The organism is Citrobacter sp. FDAARGOS_156, from assembly GCF_001559235.2.
Lineage (GTDB): Bacteria > Pseudomonadota > Gammaproteobacteria > Enterobacterales > Enterobacteriaceae > Citrobacter > Citrobacter youngae.
Window position 1 is genome coordinate 1206928 of record NZ_CP014030.2, and the last position, 12938, is coordinate 1219865.

General features: G+C 51.7%; 11 protein-coding genes. 8 read left to right on the forward strand and 3 right to left on the reverse strand.

Going from position 1 to position 12938, the window contains the following annotated elements:
• Positions 1-29: 29 nt before the first annotated feature.
• From dapD to map, 3 genes are all read right to left on the reverse strand, one after another.
• Entirely contained in the window at positions 30-854 is an 825-nt protein-coding gene (gene dapD / locus AL515_RS05860; protein ID WP_061067276.1) for a 2,3,4,5-tetrahydropyridine-2,6-dicarboxylate N-succinyltransferase, read from the reverse strand.
• 31 nt (positions 855-885) lie between these two features.
• The gene (gene glnD, locus AL515_RS05865) at positions 886-3558 is read right to left on the reverse strand and encodes a bifunctional uridylyltransferase/uridylyl-removing protein GlnD (protein ID WP_048212649.1); all 2673 of its coding nucleotides are present in this window, start codon (positions 3556-3558) and stop codon (positions 886-888) included.
• A gap of 238 nt (positions 3559-3796) precedes the next feature.
• Entirely contained in the window at positions 3797-4591 is a 795-nt protein-coding gene (gene map, locus AL515_RS05875) for a type I methionyl aminopeptidase (RefSeq protein WP_048212648.1), read from the reverse strand.
• A 449-nt stretch (positions 4592-5040) separates the two neighbouring features.
• Between map and rpsB the strand changes: the two genes are divergently transcribed.
• The 8 genes from rpsB to rseP all read left to right on the forward strand — a co-directional run bounded on the left by rpsB (position 5041) and on the right by rseP (position 12924).
• A complete protein-coding gene (rpsB, locus tag AL515_RS05880; protein WP_005132117.1) occupies positions 5041-5766 on the forward strand; it encodes a 30S ribosomal protein S2 in 726 nt (241 codons plus the stop codon).
• A gap of 264 nt (positions 5767-6030) precedes the next feature.
• Positions 6031-6882: a translation elongation factor Ts gene (gene tsf / locus AL515_RS05890; protein WP_005132116.1), complete on the forward strand. Its 852-nt coding sequence runs from the start codon at positions 6031-6033 to the stop codon at positions 6880-6882.
• 145 nt (positions 6883-7027) lie between these two features.
• A complete protein-coding gene (gene pyrH, locus AL515_RS05895; RefSeq protein ID WP_005132114.1) occupies positions 7028-7753 on the forward strand; it encodes a UMP kinase in 726 nt (241 codons plus the stop codon).
• Between the two features lie 139 nt (positions 7754-7892).
• Positions 7893-8450 carry a ribosome recycling factor gene (gene frr, locus AL515_RS05900; protein ID WP_005132113.1) on the forward strand — a complete coding sequence of 186 codons (558 nt, stop codon included), beginning with the start codon at positions 7893-7895 and terminating at the stop codon, positions 8448-8450.
• A 96-nt stretch (positions 8451-8546) separates the two neighbouring features.
• On the forward strand, positions 8547-9743 hold the full coding sequence (gene ispC, locus AL515_RS05905) for a 1-deoxy-D-xylulose-5-phosphate reductoisomerase (RefSeq protein WP_061067277.1): 1197 nt from the start codon (positions 8547-8549) through the stop codon (positions 9741-9743).
• 188 nt (positions 9744-9931) lie between these two features.
• Positions 9932-10690 (forward strand): (2E,6E)-farnesyl-diphosphate-specific ditrans,polycis-undecaprenyl-diphosphate synthase, encoded by a 759-nt coding sequence (gene ispU / locus AL515_RS05910; protein ID WP_040230029.1) that lies wholly within the window; start codon positions 9932-9934, stop codon positions 10688-10690.
• Positions 10691-10702: 12 nt separating this feature from the next.
• Positions 10703-11560 carry a phosphatidate cytidylyltransferase gene (gene cdsA, locus AL515_RS05915; RefSeq protein ID WP_048212646.1) on the forward strand — a complete coding sequence of 286 codons (858 nt, stop codon included), beginning with the start codon at positions 10703-10705 and terminating at the stop codon, positions 11558-11560.
• Between the two features lie 11 nt (positions 11561-11571).
• Positions 11572-12924, forward strand: coding sequence for a sigma E protease regulator RseP (gene rseP, locus AL515_RS05920; RefSeq protein WP_061067278.1), 1353 nt, complete (start codon positions 11572-11574; stop codon positions 12922-12924).
• Positions 12925-12938: the final 14 nt, after the last annotated feature.

The following is a 12938-nucleotide window of genomic DNA, read 5'->3' on the forward strand; positions in this document are numbered from 1 at the left end:
CGGGCTAAGCCCGCTTTTTCAAATTGCTGTTAGTCGATGGTACGTAACAGTTCGTTGATACCCACTTTGCCACGCGTTTTAGCGTCGACTTTCTTCACGATCACCGCGCAGTACAGGCTGTATTTGCCATCTTTCGACGGCAGGTTGCCGGAGACAACCACAGAGCCCGCCGGAACGCGGCCATAATGCACTTCGCCTGTTTCACGATCGTAAATACGGGTACTCTGACCGATGTACACGCCCATAGAGATAACAGAGCCTTCTTCGACGATCACGCCTTCAACCACTTCAGAGCGCGCGCCGATGAAGCAGTTGTCCTCGATGATGGTCGGGTTAGCTTGTAACGGCTCCAGTACGCCGCCGATGCCAACGCCGCCGGACAGGTGAACGTTTTTACCAATTTGCGCGCAGGAGCCGACGGTCGCCCAGGTATCAACCATCGTACCTTCATCAACATAAGCGCCGATGTTCACGTAAGAGGGCATTAATACGGTGTTACGCGCGATAAACGCGCCCTGACGTACAGCCGCTGGCGGAACCACGCGGAAACCTTCTTTCTGGAAGCGAGCTTCATCGTAGTCGGCGAATTTCATCGGCACTTTATCGAAGTAACGGCTTTCCGCACCCTCGATAACCTGATTATCGTTAATACGGAAAGAGAGCAGGACCGCCTTTTTCAGCCACTGATGCGTGACCCACTGACCCTCAATCTTTTCTGCGACGCGCAGTGCACCGGAATCCAGTAAAGCAATAACCTGATTCACCGCTTCGCGGGTTACGGTATCTACATTTGCCGGAGTGATGTCGGCACGACGCTCAAAAGCGGACTCAATAACGTTCTGTAACTGCTGCATTGTTAAACTCTTTCCATAATAAATAAAAACATTACCCTTTATCGTTTGGATTGAGGGCCTCTGTCAACCGTTGATGTACTTCCTGCTGCAGCTCATTATTAAGGGCACGCCGGTCGGCGGTGGCGATTATGAATAAATCTTCTACTCGCTCGCCAATGGTTGTAATTCGGGCGCCATGCAGCGAAATTCCCAGATCGGCAAAAATCTGCCCCACCCGCGCCAGCAGTCCAGGCTGGTCGAGAGCGATAAGCTCAAGGAATGATTTACGGTCGGTATGGGTCGGCAGGAAAGTGACCTCGGTATCGACGGTAAAGTGGCGTAATTTTGCCGGTTGACGACGCGGCTGCGGCGGTTGCCAGCTGCGCTGCGTGATGGCCTGTTCCAGTCCAAAACGGATCGCTTCGTGCCTGTCTGACGACAGCGGACTGCCGTCCGGCTCCAGAACGATGAACGTATCCATCGCCATGCCATCACGGGTGGTGAAAATCTGTGCATCGTGAACGCTAAGATTACGTCTGTCCAGTTCGGCGCAGACGGCGGCGAACAGGTAAGGGCGGTCCGGGCTCCAGATGAAAATCTCCGTTCCGCCTCGCGTTGCCTGCGGGCTGAGTAAAATTAGTGGTTTACTGAGATCGTGCTGCAGCAGATGACGCGCATGCCAGGCCAGTTGATTTGGGCTGTGGCGCACGAAATAGTTGGCGCGACAGCGCGACCAGATGTGGTGCAGCGCTTCTTCATCAATGTTGTCCATACGCAGTAGCGCCAGTGCCTGCAGCTGATGATGGCGTACACGCTCGCGCATATCCGGTGTATTTTGCATCCCACGACGCAGCTGTTTTTCCGTGGCGAAGTATAATTCGCGCAACAGGCTTTGCTTCCAGCTATTCCACAGTGTTTCGTTAGTAGCGCAAATATCTGCGACGGTCAGGCACACTAAAAAGCGCAGACGATGTTCCGTTTGTACTTCTTCAGCGAATTGCTTGATCACCTCCGGATCCTGAATATCACGGCGCTGAGCGGTCACCGACATTAGCAGATGCTGGCGCACCAGCCACATGACCAGATTTGTTTCACGCGAGTTGAGTCCGTGTAATTCGGCGAACTTGAGTACGTCCTGAGCCCCCAGAATAGAGTGATCGCCGCCACGTCCTTTGGCGATATCGTGGAACAGCGCAGCAATCAGAATGAGTTCCGGTTGACGCAGGCGCGGCCACAGATCCACACACAGCGGATGGCGCGGGCGAGTCTCTTCCCTGGCAAAACTTTCCAGCTTGAGCATTACGCGGATGGTGTGCTCATCCACCGTATAAGCATGAAACAGGTCAAACTGCATTTGACCGACAATGTGTGACCACTGCGGCATATAGGCCCATAACACGCTGTGGCGATGCATTGGCAACAGGCCGCGACTCACTGCACCCGGATGGCGCAACATGCTGAGAAATAGCGAGCGCGCTTCCGGAATGTAGCACAGCGGTTGAGTTAAATGACGGCGGGCATGACGCAAATGACGCAGTGTGGTGGAGTAAATTCCGGTGATCGCGCTATTGCGTACCATAATGTAAAACATCCGCAAAATAGCCTCGGGCTCGCGGATAAACAGGTCGTCATTGCGCAGGTCAATCAATGTGCCACGCAACTGAAAGTCGTCATCAATTGGGCGCGGTTTTTCATCAGCCGGCATGGCGAGGATCGCCTCGTCAAACAGCTGGAGCAGCATGTGGTTCAGTTCACTCACTCGTCGCGTGACCCGGAAATAGTCTTTCATCATCCGCTCGATCGGCTCATTGCCTTCACCGCCATAATTGAGGCGTTGAGCCACGCTGAGCTGTCGATCAAACAGCAGACGATTATCGTAACGGTTCACGATCAGATGCAATGCAAAGCGAATGCGCCACAGAATATGCAAACATTCATTCAGTTCGGCGCGCTCCGCCAGCGTCAGGAAGCCGAAGCCGACCATCTCATCCAGCGACGTGGCACCAAAATGACGGCGGGCGACCCATTGCAGGGTGTGGATGTCGCGCAGTCCACCAGGACTGCTTTTGATATCCGGCTCCAGGTTGTAGCTGGTGCCGTGATAGCGCTGATGGCGTTGATTCTGTTCCTCCACTTTGGCAGCGTAAAATTTATCGGACGGCCAGAAACCTTCGCTAAAAATATGCTTTTGTAGCTCCAGAAACAGCGCCACGTCGCCGATAAGCAGGCGTGTTTCTATCAGGTTGGTGGCGACGGTTAAATCCGATAGCCCCTCCAGCAGACACTCTTCCAGCGTCCGCACGCTGTGCCCAACCTCTAGCCTCACGTCCCATAGCAGCGTTAACAGCTCGCCGACTTTTTCGGCCTGTGCGTCAGGGAGCTTTTTACGACTCAGGATCAGTAGGTCAATATCGGAAAGGGGATGCAGTTCGCCGCGTCCGTAACCGCCAACAGCAACCAGCGCCAGATCGGCAATCTGACCGAAACCGGCTTCAATCCACAGACGCTGAAGTAACTGGTCAATAAACTCGGTGCGGGCCTCAATGAGTTGCTCTGCGGAGATCCCGCTGTCAAACGCTTCGCCTAACCAGTGCTGGAAAGCGTCGATATGCGCTTTAATGCCGGGGCAGTTGAGGTCGTGCTGTGGCCATGTCCCTGGGTTTTGCGGTTGGCCAGGCAGGGTGGGGAGGGCAGTATTTGCGTGCTGTTCAGGAAGAGTATTCATTATGCGCCACCCATTAAAAAGCCGGATGGCGGCTAATGCGCCTTACCCGGCCTACGGATTTACTCTTCATCCTTCAAGCTGCTTCTGCGTTGGCTGCGCTCGTTCACTCCAGTCACGTACTTTTGTACGCTTCTGGAGATTCACTCTCTTGCCGTCTTGAAGCAACTCGAATGATTTTGAGTAAAGGTGCAATTTGTAGGCCTGATAAGATGCAGGGGCATCGCCATCAGGCAAAACATTATTCGCCGTGTGTGATGATCGCCGGGATGGTGTCATCCGTGCGTAACGTCAGAATTTCACAGCCGTTTTCCGTCACCACAATAGTATGCTCGTACTGAGCAGACAAGCTCCGGTCTTTGGTTTTCACCGTCCAGCCGTCTTTCATGGTGCGGATACGGTAATCACCGGCATTCAGCATCGGTTCTACGGTGAAGGTCATGCCCGGCTGCAGTACCACACCGCCGTCATCCGCATCGTAATGCAGAACCTGCGGTTCTTCATGGAAGCCGCGACCAATGCCGTGACCGCAGTATTCACGGACCACAGAGAAACCTTCGCCTTCCGCGTATTTCTGAATTGCAGCACCCAGGGTACGCAGGCGAATACCTGGTTTTACCATGCGCAGCGCCAGGTACAGGCTTTCCTGCGTGACGCGGCACAGACGCTCGCCAAGAATGGTCGGTTTCCCGACGATAAACATTTTGGACGTATCGCCGTGGTATTCGTCTTTAATCACTGTGACGTCAATGTTGACGATATCGCCGTCTTTCAGGAGCTTGGCATCGTCCGGGATCCCGTGGCACACGACTTCATTAATAGAGATGCACACGGATTTCGGATAACCGTGATAGCCCAGGCATGCGGAAATGGCCTGCTGTTCATTCACGATGTAGTCGTTACAGATGCGATCCAGCTCGCCGGTGCTGACGCCCGGTTTAACAAACGGTGCGATCATTTCCAGTACATCGGCGGCCAGACGGCCAGCGACGCGCATTTTTTCGATTTCTTCAGGAGTCTTAATTGAGATAGCCATGAATTCTGTCCATCAGTGCCGATGATATCGGCAATAATTGTTTAAGTGCTGCCAATGGTATCAGTCCCGCATACATGCTGCCAAATTGAGAATCATTCTAAACTTCGCCTTTCGTGCCACAGGTGCGTTGGCTGTATTTTTTCACTCCAGTCACTTACTACATGTAAGCTCCTGGAGATTCAAAAATTTGCCGCCTTCCTGTAACACGAAATTCATCGTTCATTCAGCACACAGTACCAACAATTATTGGTGTCGACGGCGTATTTGTGGTATAAAGCGCGCCGGACTTCCGTTCTATTCGCAGACTACACACGATGGACGGGAGCGACAAATCTCACTTTGTGTAACAACACACACGTATCGACACATATTCCGGGGTGCCCTTAAGGGTCGGTAATATGGGATGCGTGGAGGCTTAACCCCAACTTTTATATATAGAGGTTTTAATCATGGCAACTGTTTCCATGCGCGACATGCTCAAGGCTGGTGTTCACTTCGGTCACCAGACCCGTTACTGGAACCCGAAAATGAAGCCGTTCATCTTCGGTGCGCGTAACAAAGTTCACATCATCAACCTTGAGAAAACTGTACCGATGTTCAACGAAGCTCTGGCTGAACTGAACAAGATCTCTGCTCGTAAAGGTAAAATCCTTTTCGTTGGTACTAAACGCGCTGCAAGCGAAGCGGTGAAAGACGCTGCTAACAGCTGCGACCAGTTCTTCGTGAACCATCGCTGGCTGGGCGGTATGCTGACTAACTGGAAAACCGTTCGTCAGTCCATCAAACGTCTGAAAGATCTGGAAACTCAGTCTCAGGACGGTACTTTCGAAAAGCTGACCAAGAAAGAAGCGCTGATGCGCACCCGTGAGCTTGAGAAACTGGAAAACAGCCTGGGCGGTATCAAAGACATGGGCGGCCTGCCGGACGCTCTGTTCGTAATCGATGCTGACCACGAGCACATTGCTATCAAAGAAGCAAACAACCTGGGTATCCCGGTATTTGCTATCGTTGATACCAACTCTGATCCGGACGGTGTTGACTTCGTTATCCCGGGTAACGACGACGCAATCCGTGCTGTGACCCTGTACCTGGGCGCTGTAGCTACTACCGTTCGTGAAGGCCGTTCTCAGGATCTGGCTTCCCAGGCGGAAGAAAGCTTCGTAGAAGCTGAATAATAAGGCACGCTCGTTAGAGCGACCCCTTATATATCCTAGGTAATTCGAGTTGCTGGAAGGCGTTGACGCAACGAATCCCCCGGAGCTTACGTCAGTAAGTGACTGGGGTGAGTAAGGAAAACAACGCACCAGCAGCTTGAAGAATGACGGATATAGGCCAGGTAGTATCACGTTTGGTTAGGGGGCCTGTATATGGCCCCCTTTTTCACTTTTAAATCTGTGCGGTTTCATGCCGGGCAGATCAAATCTTCCGAGGATTTTAGAATGGCTGAAATTACCGCATCCCTGGTAAAAGAGCTGCGTGAGCGTACTGGCGCAGGCATGATGGATTGCAAAAAAGCACTGACTGAAGCTAATGGCGACATCGAGCTGGCAATCGAAAACATGCGTAAGTCCGGTGCTATTAAAGCAGCGAAAAAAGCAGGCAACGTTGCTGCTGACGGCGTAATCAAAACCAAAATCGACGGCAATATCGCTTTCATTCTGGAAGTTAACTGCCAGACTGACTTCGTTGCTAAAGATGCTGGTTTCCAGGCATTTGCTGACAAAGTACTGGACGCTGCCGTTGCTGGCAAAATCACTGACGTTGAAGTTCTGAAAGCACAGTTCGAAGAAGAACGTGTTGCTCTGGTTGCTAAAATCGGTGAGAACATCAACATCCGTCGCGTGGCTTCCCTGGAAGGCGAAGTACTGGGTAGCTACCAGCACGGTGCGCGTATCGGTGTTCTGGTTGCTGCAACTGGCGCTGATGAAGAACTGGTTAAACAGCTGGCAATGCACATTGCTGCAAGCAAACCAGAATTCGTTAAGCCGGAAGACGTTTCTGCTGAAGTAGTAGAAAAAGAATACCAGGTTCAGCTGGATATCGCGATGCAGTCTGGCAAGCCGAAAGAAATCGCAGAGAAAATGGTTGAAGGCCGCATGAAGAAATTCACCGGCGAAGTTTCTCTGACTGGTCAGCCTTTCGTTATGGAACCGAGCAAATCTGTTGCTCAGCTGCTGAAAGAGCACAACGCTGACGTAACTGGTTTCATCCGCTTCGAAGTGGGTGAAGGCATCGAGAAAGTTGAGACTGACTTTGCAGCAGAAGTTGCTGCGATGTCCAAGCAGTCTTAATTTTAAAAGGAGCCGCCTGAGGGCGGCTTCTTTTTGCGCCCGACTTGTAAATTCAGCTAAGCGCTATAGTGGCAGGGCTGAAAAGCGACATACAATGTCGCTGGAATTAACTCATCTCATTCGTTGACAGTCTCAGGAAAGAAACATGGCTACCAATGCAAAACCCGTCTACAAACGTATTCTGCTTAAGTTAAGTGGCGAAGCTCTGCAAGGTTCAGAGGGCTTCGGTATTGATGCAAGCATACTTGACCGTATGGCTCAGGAAATCAAAGAGCTGGTCGAGCTGGGAATCCAGGTTGGCGTAGTGATCGGTGGTGGTAACCTGTTCCGTGGTGCTGGTCTGGCGAAAGCAGGGATGAACCGCGTCGTGGGCGACCACATGGGCATGTTAGCCACCGTAATGAACGGTCTGGCGATGCGCGATGCGCTTCACCGCGCCTATGTGAACGCTCGCCTGATGTCCGCTATCCCTCTGAACGGCGTGTGTGATAACTACAGCTGGGCGGAAGCGATCAGCCTGTTGCGTAACAACCGCGTGGTTATTTTGTCCGCTGGTACAGGCAACCCGTTCTTCACCACTGACTCCGCAGCCTGCCTGCGTGGTATTGAAATTGAAGCGGATGTGGTTCTGAAAGCCACTAAAGTTGATGGTGTGTTTACCGCCGATCCAGCTAAAGATCCAACAGCAACCATGTACGAACAGTTGACCTATGCTGAAGTACTGGATAAAGAACTGAAAGTGATGGATCTGGCTGCGTTCACGCTGGCTCGTGACCACAAATTACCGATTCGTGTCTTCAACATGAACAAACCGGGTGCGTTGCGCCGCGTTGTGATGGGTGAAAAAGAAGGCACGTTAATCACGGAATAATTCCCGTTGCGGCTAAATGCAGGTAATATTCCGCTTTAATGTCGCGGGATACGTCCCTCAAAATTAATCAAGACTATACTTGTCACATCTTGCGTGGTGGGTATGGTCTGACTGAAACAAGCTTTCAAGGATTCGTAACGTGATCAACGATATCAGAAAAGATGCTGAAGTACGCATGGACAAATGCGTCGAAGCATTCAAAAATCAAATCAGCAAAATTCGCACGGGTCGTGCTTCTCCCAGCCTGCTGGATGGCATTATCGTAGAATATTACGGCACGCCGACTCCGCTGCGCCAGCTGGCAAGCGTAACGGTTGAAGATTCCCGTACCCTGAAAATCAACGTGTTTGACCGTTCTATGGGTCCGGCTGTTGAGAAAGCGATTATGGCTTCTGACCTCGGTCTGAACCCAAGCTCAGCGGGTTCTGACATCCGCGTTCCGCTGCCACCGCTGACCGAAGAACGTCGTAAAGATCTGACCAAGATCGTACGTGGTGAAGCTGAAGGCGCGCGTGTTGCTGTGCGTAACGTACGCCGTGACGCCAACGACAAAGTGAAAGCGCTGCTGAAAGATAAAGAGATCAGCGAAGATGACGATCGCCGTTCTCAGGACGACGTACAGAAACTGACCGATGCTGCAATCAAGAAAGTTGATGCGGCGCTGGCAGAGAAAGAAGCGGAACTGATGCAGTTCTGATTCGCCTGTACGCTAAAAACGCCGCTTAGAAGGCCTGAGAAGGCTGGATGGCGGCGTTTTGCTTTTTTATCCTGTCTCAATTCTTCTGGATGTCTCATGAAGCAATTAACCATCCTGGGCTCAACCGGCTCTATTGGTTGCAGTACGCTCGATGTAGTACGCCATAACCCGGATAAATTTCGTGTTGCTGCGTTGGTAGCGGGTAAAAATGTCGCCCGTATGGTGGAGCAATGCCTTGAGTTTTCCCCCCGCTACGCGGTGATGGATGACGAAAAAAGTGCAGCGCTGGTGAAATCCGCATTGCGGGATTATGGAAGTCGCACCGAGGTTATGTGCGGGCAGCAGGCGGCCTGTGATATGGCCGCGCTGGATGATGTCGATCAGGTCATGGCGGCGATAGTTGGCGCGGCAGGTTTGTTGCCAACGCTTGCGGCAATCCGCGCAGGCAAGAACATTTTGCTGGCGAATAAAGAGTCTCTGGTAACCTGCGGACGTCTGTTTATGGACGACGTGAAACGGCATAAAGCGCAGCTTTTGCCGGTAGATAGCGAACATAACGCGATTTTTCAGAGTTTACCGCAACCTATCCAACACAATCTGGGATACGCTGACCTTGAGCAAAACGGCGTTGTGTCCGTTTTGCTTACCGGGTCTGGTGGCCCTTTCCGTGAAACGCCATTGCCCGATCTGGCTCTAATGACTCCCGATCAGGCATGTCGTCATCCGAATTGGTCGATGGGACGAAAAATCTCCGTCGATTCCGCCACCATGATGAATAAAGGTCTGGAATACATTGAAGCGCGTTGGTTGTTTAATGCCAGTGCAAGCCAGATGGAAGTGCTGATCCATCCACAGTCGGTTATTCACTCGATGGTCCGTTATCAGGATGGTAGCGTCCTGGCCCAGTTGGGTGAGCCTGATATGCGCACGCCTATCGCCCATACGATGGCATGGCCGGAACGTGTGAGCTCTGGGGTTAAGCCTGTCGATTTTTGCAAACTCAGTGCGTTGACGTTTTCCGCACCTGATTATCAGCGTTATCCGTGCCTGAAACTGGCGATGGACGCGTTTGAGCAAGGACAGGCTGCGACAACTGCGCTGAACGCCGCAAATGAGATTACCGTTGCTGCATTTTTGGCGCAGCAGATTCGATTTACGGATATCGCCGATCTCAATTTGTCCGTACTGGATAGGATAGATTTGCAGGAACCGCAGAGCGTTGAAGATGTGCTGAGGGTCGATGCCATCGCCAGAGACGTCGCGACAAAACAAGTGACACGACTCTCAAGCTGATGATAATCACTCTGTGAGGGATCGTGCTATTTGTTAGCGTTGGGCTTCAGTGATATAGTCTGCGCCACCTGATCGCAGGTATTTGCTTTTTTTCGATCGGGTAAGCCGTGGTTTGACACGGCTTTTTTGTGGATAGGCTTCAGTATTCCTGAGTACCGTATAATCCTTTCAGGGACTAAAAACGCGTTATGTTGTCTGCAACTAAACCATTAAGCGAGAACTTGCCAGCACATGGTTGTCGCCATGTCGCAATTATCATGGATGGCAATGGCCGCTGGGCGAAAAAGCAAGGGAAGATCCGCGCCTTTGGGCATAAGGCCGGAGCAAAATCCGTCCGCCGGGCTGTCTCTTTTGCTGCCAATAACGGTATTGACGCGTTAACGCTGTATGCCTTTAGCAGTGAGAACTGGAACCGACCAGCGCAGGAAGTCAGTGCGTTAATGGAATTGTTTGTGTGGGCACTTGATAGCGAAGTGAAAAACCTGCACCGCCATAACGTGCGCCTGCGTATTATTGGGGATATCAGTCGATTTAACACACGTTTGCAAGAACGGATTCGCAAGTCGGAAGCGCTTACCGCCCAGAATACCGGGTTAACGCTGAATATTGCCGCGAATTACGGTGGACGGTGGGATATTGTCCAGGGCGTCAGGCAACTGGCACAACAGGTGCAGGAAGGTCTGTTGCGTCCAGAGCAAATTGATGAAGAGATGCTTGGTCAGCAAGTGTGTATGCATGAGCTGGCTCCTGTGGATTTAGTGATAAGGACTGGGGGAGAGCATCGAATTAGTAATTTTTTGTTGTGGCAAATTGCCTATGCCGAACTTTACTTTACGGATGTTCTCTGGCCCGATTTCGATGAACAAGACTTTGAAGGTGCGCTACATGCCTTTGCTAATCGTGAGCGTCGTTTCGGCGGCACCGAGCCCGGTGATGAAAAAGCCTGATGGGGGTCGCTTTTGCTGAAGTATCGCCTGATTTCTGCTTTTGTTTTAATACCCGTTGTCATCGCGGCGTTGTTTTTGTTGCCGCCGGTGGGGTTCGCCATTGTTACGCTGGTCGTCTGTATGCTGGCCGCCTGGGAATGGGGACAGTTAAGCGGTTTTGCCACGCGTACACAGCGAGTTTGGTTGGCGGTTTTGTGCGGGCTATTGCTGGCACTGATGCTGTTTTTGCTGCCTGAGTATCATCATAATATTCACCAACCGCTGGTTGAAGTGTCGCTTTGGGCGTCGCTGGGCTGGTGGGCCGTGGCGCTATTACTGGTGTTGTTTTACCCCGGTTCAGCCTCGGTCTGGCGTAATTCCAAAACATTACGCATAATTTTCGGCGTGTTAACCATTGTTCCTTTCTTTTGGGGAATGCTGGCGCTACGTGCCTGGCACTATGATGAGAATCATTATAGTGGCGCGCTATGGCTGCTCTATGTCATGATCCTCGTTTGGGGAGCGGACTCTGGTGCCTATATGTTTGGTAAGATGTTTGGCAAACATAAACTGGCGCCGAAGGTTTCTCCTGGTAAAACCTGGCAGGGTTTTATTGGCGGACTTGCCACTGCAGCTGTAATCTCGTGGGGTTATGGTATGTGGGCGAATCTTGAAGTTGCGCCTGTCACCTTGCTCATTTGCTCCATCGTTGCAGCCCTGGCCTCCGTGCTGGGTGACCTGACCGAGAGTATGTTTAAGCGTGAAGCAGGTATTAAGGACAGTGGTCACTTAATCCCAGGACACGGTGGTATTCTGGATCGTATTGACAGCCTGACGGCTGCGGTGCCGGTCTTTGCTTGCCTGTTGTTACTGGTATTCAGGACGCTCTAACGGATGGTCTTATGCTGAGTATTCTCTGGAATCTGGCTGCATTCATCGTTGCACTTGGTGTACTTATCACCGTGCATGAATTTGGTCATTTCTGGGTTGCACGGCGCTGCGGAGTCCGCGTCGAGCGCTTTTCCATTGGCTTTGGAAAAGCGCTTTGGCGCCGTACCGATAAACAGGGTACGGAATACGTGATCGCCTTAATTCCCCTCGGCGGTTACGTCAAAATGCTGGATGAGCGCGCTGAGCCCGTTGTACCGGAGCTGCGCCACTATGCTTTCAACAATAAAACAGTTGGGCAGCGCGCGGCCATTATCGCTGCAGGCCCGATTGCAAATTTCCTCTTCGCTATTTTTGCCTACTGGCTGGTGTTTATCATCGGTGTCCCTGGCGTTCGTCCGGTTGTTGGTGAAATAACACCCAACTCGATTGCTGCCCAGGCGCAAATTCAGCCAGGTACGGAACTAAAAGCGGTTGATGGTATCGAAACCCCTGATTGGGATACCGTCCGATTGCAGCTGGTAGCCAAAATTGGTGATGAGCAGACTATCCTCAGCGTGGCACCGTTTGGTAGTAACCAGCGACAGGATAAAACGCTGGATTTGCGCCAATGGGCATTTGAGCCAGACAAACAGGACCCCGTCACGAGTTTGGGCATTCGTCCTCGTGGTCCGCAGATTGAACCTGTGCTGTCAGAAGTGCAGGTAAACTCCGCGGCAAGTAAGGCGGGTTTGCAAGCTGGCGACAGGATCGTTAAAGTCAATGGTCAGCCGCTGACGCAATGGATGACGTTCGTGACGTTGGTGCGCGATAATCCGGATAAGCCGTTAGCGCTAGATATTGAAAGACAAGGAAGTTCCTTGTCTTTAACGTTAACCCCAGATTCAAAAGAGGTTAACGGGAAGGCAGAAGGTTTTGCGGGCGTGGTGCCTAAAGTTATTCCTCTGCCTGATGAGTATAAGACTGTACGCCAGTATGGGCCATTCAGCGCCATCCTCGAAGCCTCGGATAAAACGTGGCAGTTGATGAAGCTAACGGTCAGTATGCTGGGAAAATTGATTACCGGTGATGTAAAACTGAACAACCTCAGTGGGCCGATTTCTATCGCCCAGGGGGCTGGGATGTCAGCGGAGTTCGGGGTTATTTATTACCTGATGTTCCTTGCGCTTATCAGCGTGAACTTAGGGATAATCAACCTGTTTCCGTTGCCCGTTCTTGACGGGGGGCATCTGCTGTTCCTGGCGATTGAAAAGCTGAAGGGCGGTCCGGTATCCGAGCGGGTTCAAGACTTTAGTTATCGCATTGGCTCTATCTTGCTGGTGTTGTTAATGGGGCTTGCACTTTTCAATGATTTCTCTCGGTTGTAAGAGAGTGTTAGGAA